The sequence below is a fragment of the Pedobacter sp. SYSU D00535 genome, from assembly GCF_017355855.1.
Taxonomy (GTDB): domain Bacteria; phylum Bacteroidota; class Bacteroidia; order Sphingobacteriales; family Sphingobacteriaceae; genus Desertivirga.
Window position 1 is genome coordinate 265,409 of the sequence record NZ_JAFEWD010000003.1, and the last position, 18,465, is coordinate 283,873.

17 protein-coding genes are annotated in these 18,465 nt (G+C 45.7%); 9 read left to right on the forward strand and 8 right to left on the reverse strand.

All coding sequences use genetic code 11. The annotated features are described in order from the left end of the window. Positions 1 to 3 precede the first annotated feature (3 nt). Positions 4 to 486 carry a hypothetical protein gene (locus J4N23_RS09155; protein WP_207426661.1) on the forward strand — a complete coding sequence of 161 codons (483 nt, stop codon included), beginning with the start codon at positions 4 to 6 and terminating at the stop codon, positions 484 to 486. 107 nt (positions 487 to 593) lie between these two features. Here J4N23_RS09155 and J4N23_RS09160 read toward each other — a convergent pair whose 3' ends face one another. Next, positions 594 to 917: a hypothetical protein gene (locus J4N23_RS09160; RefSeq protein WP_207426662.1), complete on the reverse strand. Its 324-nt coding sequence runs from the start codon at positions 915 to 917 to the stop codon at positions 594 to 596. Positions 918 to 1,244: 327 nt separating this feature from the next. After that, positions 1,245 to 1,907, reverse strand: a complete 663-nt coding sequence (locus tag J4N23_RS09165) for a hypothetical protein (RefSeq protein ID WP_207426663.1) — start codon at positions 1,905 to 1,907, stop codon at positions 1,245 to 1,247. Positions 1,908 to 2,282: 375 nt separating this feature from the next. On the opposite strand from J4N23_RS09165, the gene J4N23_RS09170 reads away from it, so the two are divergent. Then, positions 2,283 to 2,513 (forward strand): hypothetical protein, encoded by a 231-nt coding sequence (locus J4N23_RS09170; RefSeq protein WP_207426664.1) that lies wholly within the window; start codon positions 2,283 to 2,285, stop codon positions 2,511 to 2,513. Between the two features lie 8 nt (positions 2,514 to 2,521). Here the strand turns inward: J4N23_RS09170 and J4N23_RS09175 are convergent, their stop codons facing one another. After that, the gene (locus tag J4N23_RS09175; protein ID WP_207426665.1) at positions 2,522 to 2,785 is read right to left on the reverse strand and encodes a hypothetical protein; all 264 of its coding nucleotides are present in this window, start codon (positions 2,783 to 2,785) and stop codon (positions 2,522 to 2,524) included. A gap of 100 nt (positions 2,786 to 2,885) precedes the next feature. Here J4N23_RS09175 and J4N23_RS09180 point away from each other — a divergent pair, with 100 nt between their 5' ends. The 5 genes from J4N23_RS09180 (at position 2,886) to J4N23_RS09200 (ending at position 8,666) form a co-directional block, all read left to right on the forward strand. Further along, positions 2,886 to 3,440 carry a hypothetical protein gene (locus J4N23_RS09180; RefSeq protein WP_207426666.1) on the forward strand — a complete coding sequence of 185 codons (555 nt, stop codon included), beginning with the start codon at positions 2,886 to 2,888 and terminating at the stop codon, positions 3,438 to 3,440. Positions 3,441 to 4,110: 670 nt separating this feature from the next. Beyond that, a complete protein-coding gene (locus tag J4N23_RS09185; RefSeq protein WP_207426667.1) occupies positions 4,111 to 5,133 on the forward strand; it encodes a polysaccharide lyase family 1 protein in 1,023 nt (340 codons plus the stop codon). Between the two features lie 680 nt (positions 5,134 to 5,813). Beyond that, positions 5,814 to 6,785, forward strand: a complete 972-nt coding sequence (locus J4N23_RS09190) for a glycoside hydrolase family 43 protein (protein ID WP_207426668.1) — start codon at positions 5,814 to 5,816, stop codon at positions 6,783 to 6,785. A 70-nt stretch (positions 6,786 to 6,855) separates the two neighbouring features. Further along, positions 6,856 to 7,653, forward strand: a complete 798-nt coding sequence (locus J4N23_RS09195; RefSeq protein ID WP_207426669.1) for a hypothetical protein — start codon at positions 6,856 to 6,858, stop codon at positions 7,651 to 7,653. Between the two features lie 2 nt (positions 7,654 to 7,655). Continuing rightward, positions 7,656 to 8,666: a S41 family peptidase gene (locus J4N23_RS09200; RefSeq protein ID WP_207426670.1), complete on the forward strand. Its 1,011-nt coding sequence runs from the start codon at positions 7,656 to 7,658 to the stop codon at positions 8,664 to 8,666. 226 nt (positions 8,667 to 8,892) lie between these two features. Here J4N23_RS09200 and J4N23_RS09205 read toward each other — a convergent pair whose 3' ends face one another. After that, positions 8,893 to 10,617, reverse strand: coding sequence for a hypothetical protein (locus tag J4N23_RS09205; RefSeq protein WP_207426671.1), 1,725 nt, complete (start codon positions 10,615 to 10,617; stop codon positions 8,893 to 8,895). Positions 10,618 to 10,865: 248 nt separating this feature from the next. Between J4N23_RS09205 and J4N23_RS09210 the strand changes: the two genes are divergently transcribed. Further along, entirely contained in the window at positions 10,866 to 12,314 is a 1,449-nt protein-coding gene (locus tag J4N23_RS09210) for a PLP-dependent aminotransferase family protein (RefSeq protein WP_207426672.1), read from the forward strand. A gap of 26 nt (positions 12,315 to 12,340) precedes the next feature. Here the strand turns inward: J4N23_RS09210 and J4N23_RS09215 are convergent, their stop codons facing one another. Further along, positions 12,341 to 12,604, reverse strand: coding sequence for a DUF2024 family protein (locus J4N23_RS09215; RefSeq protein ID WP_207426673.1), 264 nt, complete (start codon positions 12,602 to 12,604; stop codon positions 12,341 to 12,343). After that, positions 12,604 to 12,837, reverse strand: a complete 234-nt coding sequence (locus J4N23_RS09220) for a thioredoxin family protein (protein ID WP_207426674.1) — start codon at positions 12,835 to 12,837, stop codon at positions 12,604 to 12,606. Before J4N23_RS09220 ends, J4N23_RS09215 begins: the two co-directional genes overlap by 1 nt. Positions 12,838 to 13,508: 671 nt before the next feature. On the opposite strand from J4N23_RS09220, the gene J4N23_RS09225 reads away from it, so the two are divergent. After that, a complete protein-coding gene (locus tag J4N23_RS09225; RefSeq protein WP_207426675.1) occupies positions 13,509 to 15,104 on the forward strand; it encodes a calcineurin-like phosphoesterase family protein in 1,596 nt (531 codons plus the stop codon). Positions 15,105 to 15,258: 154 nt separating this feature from the next. Here the strand turns inward: J4N23_RS09225 and J4N23_RS09230 are convergent, their stop codons facing one another. After that, positions 15,259 to 16,893 carry an ABC-F family ATP-binding cassette domain-containing protein gene (locus J4N23_RS09230; protein WP_207426676.1) on the reverse strand — a complete coding sequence of 545 codons (1,635 nt, stop codon included), beginning with the start codon at positions 16,891 to 16,893 and terminating at the stop codon, positions 15,259 to 15,261. Positions 16,894 to 17,057: 164 nt separating this feature from the next. After that, complete coding sequence (locus J4N23_RS09235) at positions 17,058 to 18,380, reverse strand: serine hydrolase (protein WP_207426677.1); 1,323 nt, start codon at positions 18,378 to 18,380, stop codon at positions 17,058 to 17,060. Positions 18,381 to 18,465 lie beyond the last annotated feature (85 nt).

Below are 18,465 nucleotides of genomic sequence, written 5' to 3' on the forward strand. Positions count from 1 at the left end.
ATTGTGAAAAGAACTCTAATCTCAGTAGCCAATTGGCTTTCGATATTAATCATCAAACTAGTAGCTCGTCTGTTTGTGATCTTTGTGCCAATTGTAATATTAATTGTAGCTTTTGTGGCGCTTATAGACCAGAACGAAGAGACAATTAAGATATCAAATGTTGGTTTTCTAATGTTTGTAGCGCTGGGGAATGTCTGCTTCTCTTGGTCCAGAAGTCTGGAAAGTAGGGATCAAGACAAGAGTAAAACGGTAGCGCAGATGGGTGTTGAGTTTGTAATTGCCGCAATATTATTTCTCATTGCTTCTATATGTAAGTATGCTCCAACTCTCAATATAGTAGCGTTTTCCCACAGTGTTATTCAAGATGTCCTCAATGGAATTGCGTTTATTTGCTTTATACTCGTGATCGTTATTTTTATGTTAAGCATATATCAGTTTTTCGACGTTTACTTCTCTGTATATATCAATGATCAAAAGGACGAGTGATCTTTTCATTGTTATAACACTGGCGACAGATTGAAGCCGTTTGGTCTCGCAAAGGTGAGGAATTAACAAGATGCTATCAGTTATAGTAACTCTTATCGGGGCTAAGGCTAGCAACTTTTAGATTTGATCCCTGCCTCATCTATTCGTGCTAGCAATTTGTCGATTTCGTCCGCTTGCGCTCCCTCTAGCTCTGATATTGTTTTTTCTCGCTGTTGGCCCACGAAGTCTCGAAGGTCCAGAGTGTTCGAATGGCTGCTATTAATTAAACAGCCACCCTTAATCAGTTGCCGAGGAGAGGAGGAGAAGTTGTGAACGATCTTGAAGTCGAAAAGATCCTCGCCGCGATCAAAATATTCAACGATTGCTTCTTTCGGATCGAGTATAATCTCCCCACAACCGTCGCAGTAAAGGGGATTTTTGTATTTATTCATAGCAGATCTTTGATAGTGCTAATATCTTTAAAATCCTTGCTCTTTTACTGTTGCTAAAGCAGCAACTTTTCAACATATCTTCCAATTCGGATTACGTTCAGTTCTCAAGTGCAGGCTCATTTGGGGCGGGGCGCTTCTAGGCACCCCGCTAGGTTAATCCGTAGGGGTCGTAACTGGGTATTTGCCAAATCCCCGTTCGGGCGGGAACTATGAAGAGTGGACGCTTAGCTGCCACCCTTGCTGTCTCATGTGTTTTTTGACACTTGTACTGTTCGATTCAAAATGTTCTGCGAAAGACGTGTCGGCTGATACCCGACAACCTTCTTCTCAAATCTCCTTCGCCAGCTTCACAATCGCGTCTTTGCTCATTGCCTTTACGTTGTTTTCGTATCGATCTAGATAGTACCGACTAAACTTCCTGGTGGATTTCCATCTGTTTGCCACCGCTTCATTTTTGTCGAGCACCGTAATTTCGCCTTGTTTACTGATCTGGTTGTCGGTAAGAAGTTTGTACGAAAGCCTCAGATCGCTATACTCGGGACTAATACTTTCGGAAACGCTGGTTGCATAAGCCAGGAAAAGAAACAGGACATGTCCTTTGCTGGTATAGGTGAAGTTCGCCGGAGCGCTTTCAATTGTAATTTCAAGTTGCCGGCCCTTCAGGCTTTGCTCCAGCTGCAAAGTATCGGCATAAGCGCGTAAATAGGATTCCACCTTATTGGCCTGGTGCTTTTCTGCAAGGCTGCAGGAAATGGACTTTTCCCATTGCCAAAGAATGATAGCTGGAATAAACTGCGACTTTTTATTCTTGGTGGATAGCTCGGTATCTACAATTTGCGGATTCTGCTTAATACTGAGATTGGCTGAATTGGCCGCTGGAATACCGGAACTGGTTTTGTAGCCTTCGCTAAGATATCGGTGATATCGTTTGGTACCAATACAGGACGAAAGCAGGAGAGCCAGTACGGCGAATGAAAGAAGAATTTTCATGATATAGGGTCAAGCAGGCACTAAAATAAAAAAAAGGTTTGTTTGTGCGATTTTCCTTCTTCCGGGGAGATAAATCAAGGCTGAATTGGAATTGGGTTTTTCGTAACGGGCAAGACTAGTCAGAAACCTACCCACCTTCTTTTCACGCAGAATTTTAACGAATTGTGCGTCAAATTCCCCATTTTCTGCAATTTTCCTGATTATCAAATTGTTAATACCCCTTCAACACCCTTTGCCATTTTCATAAAGCTCGTTCTTCAGCTCTTTCGAAATTCTCAACGCGACTAAAACAGCATTTTTGAAACTGTTAAAAATGCAAATTCAAGGTGACAAGGCTTGGTTTCATATTTAATTTTAAAGAAAAAAATTAAAACTATGAGCACAACAGTTACAAGACTCTTTTTCTACACAATGGACCTAATGACAATCAGCGGTAAAGGAGAAAAAGCATGCAGAAAAGTGCTGCAACAAATGCGCGAATTTTTCAAGCTCGCGCCACATCAGCAGCTTACAGTTTACCATGCCAGCGAATTCCTTGGCATTCCTGTTGAAAAGCTTTTTCCCTACCTGAAGTCTTACCCCTTTTTAGTCAGTCGAAAAACCTAGGAAACACTTCAGTTCGAGCCTCGGAAATCCCGGGGCTTTTTTTTTTGAAAAAATCTGCTACCTACCATCACTCGCCTATCTTCAAAACACCCTGCAAAGCTCCCTTCATCACCCACTCTTCCCCCGGCGGAGCTTGGACGGGCTTTGGACGGACCTCCGACGGAGGAATAAGTTCGGGCATTAGCGCCTCTCCATATCAGTCCCGGTAATAAGCGGTCAAAATCGGTAAAATTCTCCCGATGTCGGTCGTTTGCAGTCGATATGCTACTCATTATTAGAACTTTACAAAAACCGACTTTATGTTTGTTTCAAGCATTGCTTACCGGTAAATAGAGAATGCGAAACAGAGTATGAACATTAAATTTTAAATCAATGGAATCAGTAAACAACGACTTAGTACAGGGAGCAACAGGCCGCATCGGCAATATGCTCGTATTTCGCCAGAGAGGCGGCAAAACCTTCATCGCTAAACGACCCAGGAAAAAGGAAGTGCCAGACTCTGAAGGACAGGAATTGGTAAAAGAGAAATTCCGTATGGCAGTAGCTTACGCCAAAGCAGTTTGCAATGATCCTGCAAGAAAGGAAGTATATCAGGCAAAAGCCTCTCGCTATACGTCCGCCTACAACCTTGCGGTTAGCGACTTCTGCAAAGCGCCTGAGATCAAGAGCATTTATACAGAAGCTTACTCCGGAAAAACGGGAGATGAAATAAGTATGCGGGTAATGGATGATTTTCAGGTGGAGAGTGTCACTGTGCAATTAAAAGACGAAGCCGGTGCGCTGATTGAGCAGGGACCTGCTGCGCTTTCGGAAAGCATGAACGATTGGGTATATATCGCCAAAACCGATAACCCCGGTTACGCTACCGGGACCATTACTGTTATTGCTAAAGATATACCCGGCAATACCACAGTTAAGGAAGTCTAGGCGTTTTTCTAAGAAGGGGGCGGAAGGCCCCCTTCTTAATTCGTACCTATATAATTACGGCAAAACTTCAATTCGGCTTAGCGCCTCGCTAAGAACAGGAATAACAAACTGCAACTTGCTCTGGTAAGTCTTAGCGGGAGGTTCAGATTGGGAAGAGGATTGGCCTGCTGCAAGGTAGAGCCCTCTGGGAGAGACTGTGCTGAGACATAGATAAATCAAGGATCTTCCGAGATCGTTTTTTTTTGCACTCCATGCAAGCCTCCGCAAATAAGTCGCTGCAGCTGAAAAGCGAGTCCACTTCCATTACGGCATCGTTTGCGGGATCGATTGCGTAGAATTTTCCCAACAACTTCCTCATATCGAAGTTATTAATGCGTAGTCTTTTTACAGATTGCGACACAACAAGCGCTCGGCTAACTAACCAATTTTATAACCAGAGATATGAAATCGCTATCGGAATCTGCGGCAATTTTGCGTGCTTCTGTGAATCAGTATTCTGCACTTAGGCCCAATGTTTCTGAAGGAAAAGCGTCGCCGGTACGACTCCTTCCATTGTACCCACCGGATCCTTCCGAGCCGGGCATCCACATGTCTCAATGACCCCTTGCTAACTAATTATTCTTCATACGTTTCTCAGCAATTCCAATTGTAAACATTTAAACTAAAAAAAATGAAACGAAGAAAATCCATCTCACTACATGCCTTAGTAATTCTACTTTCGATTGTCTTTTTCAGCTGCTCCAAAAGTGAGCAGGTGGCTGAAGCGGACGAGGCTTCTATCAGTTCGAAACTTGCCTCAGGATCTGTTTCTGCCTTTACAGTAGCTACCGCCGACGGTTTCGCTACAGGTACTACAGGTGGTGCGGGGGGCACATCCACTACTGTTAGCACGGCTGCTGCTTTTAAATCCGCCGCTGAATCAAGCACAGCACAGATCATAACCGTATCGGGCAACATTGATCTCGGAAGCACCAGCGTGCTGATCAATTCAAACAAAACCATTATCGGTGCAACTGCAACTGCCGGAATTAAGGGCAACCTGAGGGTCAGTGGCAAAACTAATGTCATCATCCAGAACCTCAACATTACGAATCCTTCGGGAGTGGGAACCGGAGATGGTCTTGAGATATCCGGAAGTACCAAAGTTTTTGTGACGAAATGTACTTTCACCGACTGTGCCGACGGGATGCTGGATGTGGTAAGAGCGTCAGACAACGTCACAGTATCCTGGTGCCGGTTCCGCTATGTTAGTCAGACAAGCCACAAATTCTGTAACCTGATTGGTAACAGCGATTCAGCAACAGGCGACAGAGGCAAACTGCGCGTAACGATGCACCATAATTGGTACGATGTGGGCGTGGTAGAGCGTCAGCCTCGTGTGCGCTTCGGAAAGGTGCACTGCTACAACAACTTCTATGGTTCTAACTCAGACAACTACACGGTAGGAGTAGGATACGAAGCGGATATATTTTTGGAAAGCAACTATTTCGAAAATCAGGGACGCCCATGGGCTGACTACAGCAATGGATCAACTTATCGTATAAAATGGAACAGCGGCAATACCTTTGTTAACTCACCAGTTCCTACCTGGGCGCCAAACTCTTCCACTACCTTCAGTATTCCTTATTCTTATACCCTTGATGCCGGCTCCAACGTGAAAACAATCGTTACTGGCGGTGCAGGAAATAAGTAGATTTAAGTGGGAATAATTAGGCAAATAGCTTGCAGTAACGCTCTCAAATAGCGGAAAAACTAGCTGAGAAACCTCTATTTTTCTTTAAGAGGCTGGATCGTTGAGATTCCAGCCTCTTCTTGTATCCGGGCAAAATATTCAGCGAAGAATCGGTTTTTGTAAAGAGCAAGACGTCCATAGACGCTTTATGTAAGGTAGTACCCCTGTTTTTGTTAAAAAAGCGAAGAAGTTATGTGAGTTTTGTCTCTCGGAAGCTCGGAGGGGATTAGCGTTGTGCAGCAAGGTGTGTACTAAGGTTGTAGCGAGACGCTACAACCAGTTGGAGTGATAGGTATCGAATAATTAGCACAGTGTTGAGCAATGCTGTCCTCCGCTGGCGGAGGTGCCGATAGGCGGAGGTGGATACTTTCGGTATTACTCTCATCAGTATTGTCGGGTAGTAAAGCGGAACCCTTGTTAGCCTACCATACAAGTACTCACCCTATCAGAACAATGCTTAAGTGTTTCTTACTGAGGCGATTTATTGAAAAAAAACCATAAAAACTTTTGGTAAAAAAGGGCTCGAGCTGTCTAATGTATTTAAACCTGTGAAAGTTTATTTAAAAAAACCAACTAACCAATACCGAACTAAATCAATACCAGCTAATCAATACCAATTAACCAGTTATTAACTTAAAATTATGAAAAAACTATTCAAAACCTTCGCATTTCTGGGACTGCTGTCGGCCGTTTCATGTTCTAAAAACGACAACATTTCAAAAGACGCTGCGCAGGTAAATGAAGCCTCAGCTGCTCATTGGGGCCTCTCAGGCAATACCGTTACTCATGACCCTACTCTTATACAAGCAGGGTCAACCTGGTGGTCTTTTTCAACAGGACAAGGCATCGGGGTGAAATATTCATCTGATGGCCGAAACTGGACTCAGGGAGTTCAACGATTCCCGAGCGCACTCTCGTGGTGGAAGACATATGCTCCTAATATGACCACCAATGATATCTGGGCACCGGATATTATTTATCGCAACGGCAGATACTGGCTGTATTATTCGGTATCTTCCTTTGGTTCTAAAAATTCTGCCATCGGTCTTACTTCTTGCACAAGTATTCAAAACGGCGACTGGCGCGACGATGGCCTGGTGATTTCATCAGGATCAAATACAGCTTACAACGCAATCGATCCCGACGTATTTGTGAATTCAGACGGAAGAGTTTGGATGACCTTCGGATCATTTTTCGATGGAATCCAAATTGTTGAATTGAATGGTACGACCATGAAACCTACTGGCTCAGTACGGGCTATAGCCAGAAGAAGCGGAGGAATTGAGGCTCCCTGTATCGTAAAGAATGGAAGCTATTATTATTTGTTTGTGTCCATTGACCGTTGCTGCCAGGGTACCAGCAGTACCTACAAGATCGCGTACGGACGATCAACCAGTATTACCGGCCCTTATACCGATAGAAATGGCGGTTCTATGCTAAATGGCGCAGCTACCGTGTTAGACGCCGGGAATACACAGTGGAGAGGACCAGGTGGACAGGATGTTTACAGAAATAATATCATGATACGTCATGCCTACGACGCGAATGATAATGGCACGCCGAAGATGCTGATAAGCGACCTATACTTTTCCGGTGGCTGGCCAACGTATTAATTAACAAACTTTGATGCTGGTATTGTCATTAACCTCCCTTCGGGGAGGTTTTTGCCTATTTTCGATTGAAATGAAAGTGCTTTCCCTGATCGTTTTTGTCCTTTTTAGCTGTAGAATACATAGCTATGCTCAACAGGGGGCGCAAAATACGATGAGCCTTTATGTTCGAACCGGCTTTATACAGCAAACAACACACGACCAGCTCTTAAACTATCATAACTATGCAGGAAATGCAGTGCCTATCAATCTGTATGCTTGGTATGTCAAAAGCAAAAATTTTATCACACTAAACCTGCACTACCAGGCCGCGAGATTGGAACCTGTCGATCTGACGGATAATTACTATGCCTATAACTACATTCAACATCGGGACACAGAACTTGCACTTGAATACTTTCGTGAAATAGCGAGGCCGGGGAATTATCTACAGGCCTATATTGGCATTCAGAGCAGTTCTCATCTTACCCTGCAAAGGCAAGATTATAAAAGCTTGCTGTATGGCGACTCTGATGAGTTTCGGAAATCCTATGCTATTTCTGCTCTTAGCTTTTCTCCTGCTTTATTGATCAATTTAAGCCTGCAAAAAAATGATCTGACTTTCAAAGCCGGGCACTCGCTCTTGCATTATGCAGCGCGCCCCGACGAGAACTATGTGAAACAAACCGGTTTGGACAGTAAAATGAATTGGAAGGTGTATGGTCTTAAAGAATACAAAAACACCTTTTTTGCAGCTGTTTACAAGTATGAAATTTCACGCGGCTTTGGAGTGATGGCGGAGTATGCCGCAACCTATCGCCGATACTCGGCTGATAGCGAGTATAAATATCTGCGATTTTCGTATCTGGTAGGAGTAGGTAAAACATTCTAGCGATGAAGAGCAACTTTTACTTGGTTATTTTAGTGGTATTCATTGCCGGCTGTAAAAAGGATCTGTTTGAGAACAGGGGCGATGATGCGGAATATATTTTCGATACCTACTGGAAAGAAGTAGACAGACACTATTCATTCTTCGGGCAAAACAAGCTGAATTGGGATTCGGTGTATTCAGCCTACAGGGGCAGGATCAAGCCGGGATTGTCTAAAGACAGCTTGTTCAAATTACTTGCCCAAACTACCAACCTGCTGCAAGATGCGCACACCAATATATTCACTCACAAAGGAATAGGGGGTAATACCGAATACTTTGAGAAATATCAGGTAAATCAGATCGCTCCCGGGAGTGAACCCTATTTTGAATACTATTATCCTGGTCGGATATTTGACTACGGCAAACTGAAGAACTCCAATATCGGCTACATTAGAATCAAAACCTTTGAGGGAGATAAGCATCGGTTCGAAGAAATCGATTCTGTCCTTCATCTTTTAGATCAGACCCGGGCGCTGATTATAGACGTGCGATCAAATTTCGGTGGTAAAATTTCGAACAGTAAAATCATTGCAAGCCGACTTGCAGACTCAAAGCGCTATGCCGGTAAGTACAGAGTCCGGAACGGGCCAGCGCATAACGATTTTAGTGACTGGATCGATGTCTTCGTGTCTCCGGATGAGAACGGGTTTCATATGAATAAACCTGTTGCAATCCTCACCAACAGACATACTTATAGCGCTACCGAATGGTTTGTGCTACAAGCTGATGTATTGCCTAATGTAACGCTGGTGGGCGATACTACAGGTGGCGGTAGTGCAATACCATTAGTAAGGGAGTTGCCAAATGGATGGCTGCTTCGGGTATCGAATTCACAACTCATGCTGCCTTCCGGGCGTGACTTTCAAAACACCGGACTATATCCTGATATTCCAGTGAAGAATACCCCCGCGGATGCAGAAGCTGGGATTGATCGGATATTGGAAAAGGCGGCAGTTCACCTGCTTTCGCCTTAAGCAGGATCGCGCTGCCTGATCTTCGCCTCGCTAAGACTTACTACAAGGAGGCACAAGTACCGCCCGCGCTGGCAGCGCTTCACACTTGCGCCAAAGTCGCGCAGAAGAGACAGTAGAAAAAATACGAATCAGGCCGACAGAAGTCGGCCTGATTTAGAATCTGCTGTAAAAACAATAGCGGTTCCAGGTTTTCAGCTCGATATGCCTTAGTTACTCGCGGTCCTCTCTATTTTCTTAGCGTCGTGGTATAGGTAGGATCACCTATCCGTGGACGGCCAATCACTACCATATTAGGATAGTTACTGATAAGACCACCTATATTTACGTTCAAGTTCACGTATCCCACAGACAAATAGTAACGGTTTTCCGACTTATATACGCGCCAGGTCACAATATTTCTCGAGTCACCTATGGGGATGGATTGACGACCGCCGTTAGGCATCGTGTAATGCGTCCGCTGGCCCGTTCCTCCTGCATTTAACTGGATTTCATCCACCTGCCCTTCTGGCCAGGTATTTATCCATGTGCCTGCTGCCGCTGCTGCATAAATAGAGGAAGAATCAACTTCTGCTTTTACTTTTGCCGTAACAGTTTTCTTAAGCTCCTTGGAAGAAGTTGCCGGGTTGCTGTAAGTGACATCATAGCTGAAGTCCTGATCTGTGGTGGCACTTGTACGAGCGACAAGTTTTACAGAGCCGTCTGTCAGTTTAGTGGCAGTAAGCTGAACGGCGGAATTGGATATATTACTGATTGAAATATACTTGCTGTTGACGTTACGGGTCACTGCCTGAACACCAGTTTTGAAGTCGGCGATCCAAACGCTGGGTTTAAACCTGTTAGGAAGCTTTTGTATAAGGCTTCCTATAGACGTTTTAAAGTTCGTATAGTTAGTTAGAAACTGCTGCAGTGTTTCCCCAGCTTCTGCACCCGACTCGTCGCCTGTCATCAGTTTACGGAAGCTTGCTTTCGCGGTATATACTTTTTCCTGCGCATTATTATATACGTCGCTGGTAAAATCGCCGAGTGAGAGGTTTTGATAGGGCAGGAATGCTGTTTCTACAACCACTCCCATTAAGGTCATGTTCTGACTTAAAGAACTCATTACTTCCGTGAACATGTATCCCACTGCAATTCCAGTTGCGAGGGTTCCGACAATAGGAATGGCTCCTGTAACCGGCATCGCATAAAGAAGGGCCGCAAGCTTGGTGATGTTCCTTAACAAAACACGGGTAGAGCGTAACCAATTAGAGATAGCATCTCTTTGCGCCTGTTCAAAATCCGCTACTGTCGATAAGGTAGAGGGCTGACGGGACAGGCGTAAATAGTCTTTGGTGTTAGTGGCCGAAAGAGAAGATCTTATTTCCGTGATCCAGTCGAGGTTAGCAGCAATCACCCTTGCAAACTCCTGTTTTTGTTCTGCGGTCAATTGCTCGTATTGCTGTTTATAGGTTGATAGCAGTTGTGAATACAGCTGAGCGTCGGCCCTAGCAGCACTTTTAGCTTCTGTACTCAGTTCTGCATGGTTCGCATACTGCTGCAGACTTAAAATTGAACTGTCGATGCTCTCCTCCACACGTTCTGCATACTGTGCCGGCTGCGCTATTGATGGAGCCGCTATCACCTTTAAGGCGGCGGTAAAGGTCCTTTCAGCCGCTGTGAATTTTAGGGTATACGAGCCGGGAGCAAGGTCAGGAACAACAAAAATAGCTTGATTGTTCAAAATCGAAACCTTCACACTTTTTCCATTGATCTCGGTGTTGGTTTCGGCGTTTTCGGTCGTGATGTCCGGCAGATCAAGTTGCACCAGCTCAAACGGCGCGAATGATCCGTCACCAGTGCTTAAAGTAACAAGCTCTATCTCTGCATTTTTTTTATCCTTTTTGCAACTAAGGATGGGGAAGAACATTAAAAGGATTACAAATCCTAAAAGGTAAGTAAAATTATATTTCATATGTAAAGTTTGCTCATCAATAAAGCCAGGCATTTAGGACGCCGGCAAAAGAACAAAAATATTAATAAGGATTGGGCCTTCTCAATACCCACTAGTTAGTATTTTTAAACATACCCCTCTAGTGTGGCGAGGCAGTGTCAGGCGAAACAGGGTAATGCTCTTCCCTTGCTGTTGTCCTCACCAGTAAGTTCTGTTTTGCGTCGCAGCATGGACTCCCGTAATAAGCCAACAATCCTTAAATTCGCGACATGCTCAGACCCTGGAAAACCTTCATTCACTTAAACTTTGAATGCGTTACTCCACTACATACCCAGATAGCCAACGGAATCATCGAAGAAATACGGAAGGGCAGGTTAAAGCCGGCGACTGCCTTACCGGGCACCCGGATCCTTGCACAGGAACTGGGGGTAAGCCGGAAAGTGATTGTGATGGCTTTCGAAGATCTGACCATCCGGGGCTGGCTGGAAACAGTAGCCAAAAAGGGAACATTCGTATCCTCCGGGAAAAGCATTCCGGAGACTGACCCTGTTCCTGCTGCGAACAAGTATACCTACACGCTGAATACCCCACCCTCATCCTTGCGCCTTCTCCCACATGCAGAAACGAGTACGATCGTTTTCAATGATGGATTACCAGATGTGCGTTTAGCACCCATACAGGAATTAGGCAATGCCTACCGGCGAATTATACAGCGGAAAGGACGCTGGCGAATGCTGGGTTACGGCCATGAGCGGGGCGACGAATCCTTAAGGCTGGCCCTTTGCAATATGCTCACGCACGACCGGGCCTTATCTCTTAATGAATTACAAATCTGCGTCACGCGTGGCAGTCAGATGGCCTTGTATCTTACCGCAAAGGTCTTGTTAAAGGCGGGCGACTGCGTGGCGGTGGAAGATCCGGGCTATTCTCCATTCTGGGATATCCTTAAAGCATGCGGTGCACGCATCCTGCCCGTCGCGGTGGACGGTCAGGGAATGCAGGTGGATAAACTGGAGGACTTATGTAAGCAACTTCCGATCAAGGCGGTATATACCACACCTCATCATCAGTTTCCCACTACCGTGGCGATGAGCAAAGAGCGGAGAGAAGCTTTAGTAAGTCTTTCCAATCGCTTTGGATTTGCCATTATTGAAGACGACTACGATCACGAGTATCATTATGCAGCTAACCGCAACTTGCCATTGAAAAGTTATAGCAACAGTCATAATGTAATCTATATTGGTTCGGTGAGTAAATTAATAGCCCCCTCGTTACGGGTAGGCTATGTGGTAGGTCCGGAAGATTTTATAGAGGCTGTAGCGGCATATAGGCTGATGGTTGACCGGCAGGGAGATGTAACCTTGGAGCAGGCCCTGGCAGAGCTGATGCAGGACGGGGAAGTGAGCAGGCATGCGCGGGAAGCACTGGCGATTTACCACGAACGTTTCCTGCTGATGGAGCAACTGCTTCATAAACACCTGAAAGTCAAATGCGATTTTCACGCTCCGCAGGGAGGCCTGGCCTACTGGCTTCGTTTTAAGGAGGAGAAAAGTACCTTGCATTTACAACAAGAGCTGCTAAGACGAGGCGTTTCGGTCATTCCCAGCGAAAACTTCTCGTTTGAACGCATGTCCTTGAATGCGCTTCGCTTAGGGTATGCCTCCCTAAACGCCGCAGAGCTGGAAGAGGGAATCAAAAAAATTGCAGAGGTAATTTAAGGGCTGAGCAAGTCAACCCTTAATTCCTAGTTACAATTCTCCAGCTCAACGATGTAATGCCCTTTTGATCCTATCTCAGCCCGGATGTTGGCCGGTACCTCCTCCACGTGACAGAACTTGCACCTGGAGGTTTCGAAGGCTTCATGATCGATGCCTTTACTGTTCAGGAAGGCTTTGCCGTAGCTGTAGATCAGCTCCTGATCCGACAGGCTGTCGGGGACAAGGATATCAAAATGCATCAGCTTTTGATCCTTTCGCTGCACGTAAGTGTCGTATACTGCTACTTTCATTAACTTTTCAGATCGCTTAGGTTAGCACCGAAATTGATGTGCAGCACATTTCCATTAGGAGTTATTAATGCCGGAACCGACTTTACTCCTTTTGCTTCCGCCTCTTCAACACGGCTGTTGTCTTCGCCAAGATGGACTATTTCTACATTGCCTGCCTCGAGTAGTTGTAAGATGTCGTGTTCTGCACTAACACAAACCGGACATCCTGCGTGGTAAAAAATTGTCTTTGCCATAGTATTTCTTTTTTCGTTGCTTCAAAGATGCGGCCCTGCGCTCGCTTGCAAGGGATCCAGTTTTTAGGCAATTTGGAAAAACTGGCTCGGCTGATTGGTCTTCCTTTATTCTCCGCAGAGTCTCCTTTAGGGACTCTGCGGTTCTACTTCCTTCGTTAAATAGGTCTTTCTACAGCCTTCGTTAAATATGTCTTGTTGCCTCAATATTACTTCTGACAGGTATAGGTTTTATTTTTAACGTAAGAACCTGGGGCAATTTGGAATATCTAAGGAAGAATCTGGGGCGATTTGGAATATCTAAGGAAGACGCAGCGTCCCTTCCTTTGCTATGGCTTCCGCATCGGTGACTCTGCGAGGAAGGATGTGGAGAGGGGGGTAATTGAAAACAGCAATTGAATTTAGTAGATGGTTGAATAGCGCTGTCCTCAGCTGGCGAACCTTTGCTCTTCGGAATTTGTAATTCCGAAGCTCCTATCGCAGGATTTACAATCCGATCTTTCCAAAGCTGCGTTTTTCGTGCTCATCCAAACGTTAAGTTTTACCAACAATATAACAATGAGCTAACCTCGTCTTAACGTGTGCTTGTGACCTTCGCAGCATAATTGAAAAATGGTTAGAGAACTTTCCACTGTCGGAAGCGTGATCTAACCGGGGAGACACACAAGAATTTTATGAAAGCACTTAATGTGATTATAGCAGGCATGCTATTGAGTTATGGCGCGTATGCCCAAGAAACTGCCAAAGGATATATTTATACAGACAAAAACGGAAACGGAAAACGTGAGAAGTCGGAAGCAGGCATTTCTGGAGTGGCAGTTACAAACGGAAAGGAAGTGGTTCTATCAGATAAAAAAGGATATTATGAGCTTCCGGTAAGTGAGGATCAGATCATCTCGGTGATCAAACCCTCGGGATACAAGGTGCGGGTGGATGAAAATCAGCTTCCCCAGTTTTTCTATAACCATAAACCCGCAGGTTCGCCTGCGCTGAAATATAAGGGGGTAGCACCGACCGGCAAATTACCAGCCTCCATCGACTTCGCCCTTAGCCCTGCAAAAGAAGATCCTAACTTTACCGCCCTGATCTTTGGCGATCCGCAACCCTACACCCTGCAGGAAGTGGATTATTTCGACAGAGGAATAGTCGCTGAAGTTGCGGGAATTAAAAATGTAGCTTTTGGCCTAAGCATGGGGGATCTCGTAGGAAACGACCCGGATCTGTTCATGCCATATATCAAGGCGGTGAAGAAAGTCGGAATTCCCTGGTACAACCTGCTGGGAAATCACGATGTCAACTTTGACGTGAAAGAGGATAAATATTCAGATGAATCCTATGAAGCTCATTTCGGCCCTGCTAATTATGCCTTTAACTATGGCAACGTTCACTTTATCGTATTGGACGACATCTTGTACCCGGATCCAAGGGATGGCAAATCCTACTGGGGAGGCCTTCGGGAAGATCAACTGGAGTTTGTTGCCAACGATCTGAAGTTTGTTCCTAAGGACAAGCTGATAGTGATCGCATTCCACATTCCAATCGACCAGGCTGGTAATAATGAGGCGTTCAGGGAGGCCGACAGAATTAAACTGTTTGAATTACTGGCGGATTTCCCCAATACTTTGTCCTTGTCGGCCCATACCCACAACCAAAAGCAGATTTTCTTTCATAAAAAAGACGGCTGGAAACAGGAGAAGGCTCACCATCATTACAATGTCGGTACTACCTCGGGCAACTGGTATTCAGGCGAACTGAATGAGCAGGGGATTCCAGTATCGACCATGAGCGATGGCACTCCGAAAGGGTATGCCTTCATCAACTTTAAGGGAAATCAATATGACGTCGACTATAAGGCGGCAGGTAAGCCGAAGGCCTACCAGATCGAGCTATCGGCACCAAAAGTTGTGGAGCACAAAGCGAGAACATCAGCCGGCATCTATGCAAATTTCTTTATGGGTTCAGAAAACGATAAGGTTGAATTCAGAATCGACGATGGTACCTGGAAAAAGATGGTGTATATGCCTGAAAGCGACCCTTCCTTCTTAGACGTACTGCACAAATGGGATCATACCGAGACACTGTTATCGGGACGGCGTCCAAGTAATGCTGCGGAGTGCAAGCATTTATGGAGAGCTGCAGTTCCTACCAATTTGAAACCGGGTGAACATACGATTGAAGTTAAAGCAACGGATATGTATGGTAAGACCTTCACTCAAACTAAGAAATATACCATTTTGGAAAAGACAAGCACCGCGAGTAATCTTAAATAGAACTCACGAAGACTTTTTTACAGGGTATCATCCCCGGCTACGTTTCAAGCCAGGGTTGATACCCTTCTTGCATTAGGGGCCGCTGCTTCTGGTCCTAGGGTCCCCCTAAGACCGACTTTTCACTCCACCCACGTTTTCCCTATAGCCTTTTTTCCTACCCCTGCTCAATCTCCTTTAAGCTCGTCATTTTCTTGTAGGCAAGGAAACCTTTGATATCTTCAAAATGCTCGCGAACGCGTTTATTGCCAAATTCGAACACCTTTTTAACCAGTCCGTCTAAGAAATCACGGTCGTGAGATACCAGGATCAGCGTACCATCAAAATCCTGCAGCGCCTCCTTGATAATGTCCTTGGTCTTCATGTCCAAATGGTTCGTCGGCTCATCGAGGATCAGTAGGTTGACTGGTTCTAATAATAGTTTGATCATCGCCAGACGGGTTTTCTCACCCCCGGAAAGTACTTTTACTTTTTTGGTAATATCGTCGCCGCTAAACATGAAAGCACCTAAAAGGTCTTTGATCTTTACGGTTCCATCGCTTAAAGGGATCTGGTCGATGGTCTCAAATACCGTCAAGTTTTCGTCCAGCAGGGCAGCCTGGTTCTGCGCGAAATAGCCGATCTTGGCGTTGTGCCCGATTTTTAGACTTCCTTCATACTCAATCTCGCCCATAATGGCTTTGATCATGGTCGACTTACCCTCTCCGTTTTTTCCGACGAAGGCCACTTTTTCTCCCCGCTCAATCACCATCGAGGCCTTTTCGAATACCACATGGTCGCCGTAGGATTTGCTTAGCTCTTCGACGATCACCGGATATTGGCCGGAACGCGGTGAGGGAGGAAACTTCAAACGCAAGGCCGAGGTATCGACTTCATCGATCTGAATGATCTCCAGCTTTTCGAGCATTTTTACGCGCGACTGCACCTGCAGCGTTTTGGAGTAGGTACCTCTGAAGCGATCGATGAATTCCTGGTTGTCCGCAATGAAGCGTTGTTGTTCTTCGTAGGCCTTCAACTGATGCACGCGGCGCTCGGCACGCAGCTGCAGGTAGTGACTGTATTTCGCTTTATAGTCGTAGATCCGGCCCATAGTGACCTCGATCGTACGATTCGTAATGTTATCCACAAAGGCCCGGTCGTGGGAGATCACCATCACCGCCTTGGCCGAATTCACCAGGAAATCCTCTAACCATTGAATACTCTCAATATCCATGTGGTTCGTCGGCTCATCCAGCAGGATCAGATCCGGCTTCTTTAATAGGATCTTTGCCAGTTCAATCCGCATGCGCCATCCACCGGAAAACTCAGAGGTGGGGCGGGTGAAGTCTTTTCGTTGGAAGCCTAGACCCTTTAATACTTTCTCTACTTCCGCATCGTAATTAATCTCTTCTACCGAATAGATCTTCTCACTCAGCTCCGATACCCGCTCAATCAACTTCATGTAATCGTCGCTTTCATAGTCGGTACGGATGGTGAGTTGTTCATTCAGCTCCTCCATTTCCTTATGCAGTTGTTGTGCCTCCTGAAAAGCTTTGGAAGCTTCTTCAAATACGGTCACATTGTCCTGCGTCAGCAGATGCTGGGGCAGGTAGGCAATCACGGCATCCTTTGGCCCGGTAACACTACCGGTTGTAGGTTTCGCAGCACCGGCAATTATCTTTAAGATGGTCGACTTGCCCGCACCGTTCTTACCCATCAGCGCTATTTTATCGTTCTCGTTAATCGGAAAGGTTACATCACTAAACAGCGTGGTTCCGCCAAAAGAAACCGAAATATTATTTACATTAATCACGAAATCAGGAAATTAAAATGAGCGGCAAAGATAGTGGATTTTAGAAGAATCCGCTGAATTCGCGTAGAATCTCTGGTTGGAAGCTCCGGTTTTGTAGCCTTCCTTAGCTCTTGCCGCCCGCCCATTTCGCTGATTACCCTGTAGCGAGTCTCATTGACCCGCGGCTACCTGAACAACTGATACGCCTTGCTCAAAAACTTCGGCACTAATGTTTCCTTTCTGGCCATGTTGATATAGAATAGAGCTATCAGGTCGTTTTCGGGATCGATGATGTATTCTGTACCGTATAGTCCGCCCCAGGCAAAGGCCGAATTTGAAACCTCCGGTGTCGGCTTTTTCTCCGCATTATAAAGCTCAAATCCGAGTCCGAACTGGAATCCCTTGCCTCCCGAATTCTTCTCAGGCAGCTGGTTGATCTTGGTCATCTGGTCAATGGTTTCGGGCTTTAAAATTCTCTTGCCATTAAAAGTCCCTTTATTCAAGAGCATCTGGCAGAACTTTGCATAATCGTCGATCGGTCCATTAAGTCCGATAGCTCCTTCGGCATAGGTCTGATTTTTACTGATAGTTGCCTCGCTGAACCTATTCGGGGCAGGCTCCAGGTTTCCATTCACCGCACTATACACCTTTACGAAGCGGCTCAGCTTTTCGGGCTCGAAGTACCAGTCGGTGTCGTTCATGCCCAGCGGAACCAGAATAGTCTCTTTGACATATTCACGTAGGGGCTTGCCTGAAATTCGCTCAATCATATAGGCCAGCATATTGGTACTCACATGATAATTCCACTCGGAGCCAGGATCGAACCCGAGCGGGTACTTGGCCAGTGCCAGCATTTCATCTTTCAGATATCGGGCAGATCCGGTGCCTCCCGTGCGTTGGCCGTCAGGAGTACTAGCAGTTGCTTCACCCGAGGCTTTCCGGGTAGAATCTGCCTTCTGCCGTTCTATCTGACGGATCTTCCCCACTAAGCCCGCACCTAAACCTGAGGAGTGCGATAGCAGGTGTGCAAAGGTCATTGGCCGTGAAACAGGACGGGTGTCGTACGTTCCATCAGGATGAACCGCTGTCACGACCTTATCAGAGATTTCGGGGAAGTATTTAGCAACCGGGTCATCTACTTTTACCAGTCCCTTTTCTACAAGTGTCATGAAGGCGACGCTGGTTACTGCTTTCGTCTGCGAAAACATGATGTAATAATCATCTACCGTAGCGGGCACTTTGTTTTCCAGATCCTTCCAGCCAAAAGCTTTCTTATAAACCACGTTGCCCCCTTTTGCTACAAAACCTACTACACAGGGCACTTTTTTCTGATCCACGAACGACTGCAGCAGTGAATCTATGCTTCTGACTTTTGCAGGGGTAGTTCCGACCTTTTTTAGATCGGGATTCTGTCTGAACTTTTGAGGTGCTGCCGCTGATTGAGCAATAGTATCTGTTGTACATAAAGCACCGGCTATAAGCAGGATGAAGTAGAAGATCTTTTTCATGGTCATGCCCTTAATTTATTGGTGTTGGTTACGAGTTTATTGTTAGCAATGTAGTTAGTTTCTTACATGAAGGGGCGCAAGGAAT

Coding starts and splice junctions, on each gene's coding strand:
- J4N23_RS09170 (WP_207426664.1), top strand. CDS start 2,283: ATGAGCACAACAGTTACAAGACTCTTTTTCTACACAATGGACCTAATG.
- J4N23_RS09235 (WP_207426677.1), bottom strand. CDS start 18,380: ATGAAAAAGATCTTCTACTTCATCCTGCTTATAGCCGGTGCTTTATGT.
- J4N23_RS09205 (WP_207426671.1), bottom strand. CDS start 10,617: ATGAAATATAATTTTACTTACCTTTTAGGATTTGTAATCCTTTTAATG.
- J4N23_RS09225 (WP_207426675.1), top strand. CDS start 13,509: ATGAAAGCACTTAATGTGATTATAGCAGGCATGCTATTGAGTTATGGC.
- J4N23_RS09210 (WP_207426672.1), top strand. CDS start 10,866: ATGCTCAGACCCTGGAAAACCTTCATTCACTTAAACTTTGAATGCGTT.
- J4N23_RS09185 (WP_207426667.1), top strand. CDS start 4,111: ATGAAACGAAGAAAATCCATCTCACTACATGCCTTAGTAATTCTACTT.
- J4N23_RS09215 (WP_207426673.1), bottom strand. CDS start 12,604: ATGAAAGTAGCAGTATACGACACTTACGTGCAGCGAAAGGATCAAAAG.
- J4N23_RS09200 (WP_207426670.1), top strand. CDS start 7,656: ATGAAGAGCAACTTTTACTTGGTTATTTTAGTGGTATTCATTGCCGGC.
- J4N23_RS09220 (WP_207426674.1), bottom strand. CDS start 12,837: ATGGCAAAGACAATTTTTTACCACGCAGGATGTCCGGTTTGTGTTAGT.
- J4N23_RS09160 (WP_207426662.1), bottom strand. CDS start 917: ATGAATAAATACAAAAATCCCCTTTACTGCGACGGTTGTGGGGAGATT.
- J4N23_RS09195 (WP_207426669.1), top strand. CDS start 6,856: ATGAAAGTGCTTTCCCTGATCGTTTTTGTCCTTTTTAGCTGTAGAATA.
- J4N23_RS09165 (WP_207426663.1), bottom strand. CDS start 1,907: ATGAAAATTCTTCTTTCATTCGCCGTACTGGCTCTCCTGCTTTCGTCC.
- J4N23_RS09175 (WP_207426665.1), bottom strand. CDS start 2,785: ATGAGTAGCATATCGACTGCAAACGACCGACATCGGGAGAATTTTACC.
- J4N23_RS09190 (WP_207426668.1), top strand. CDS start 5,814: ATGAAAAAACTATTCAAAACCTTCGCATTTCTGGGACTGCTGTCGGCC.
- J4N23_RS09180 (WP_207426666.1), top strand. CDS start 2,886: ATGGAATCAGTAAACAACGACTTAGTACAGGGAGCAACAGGCCGCATC.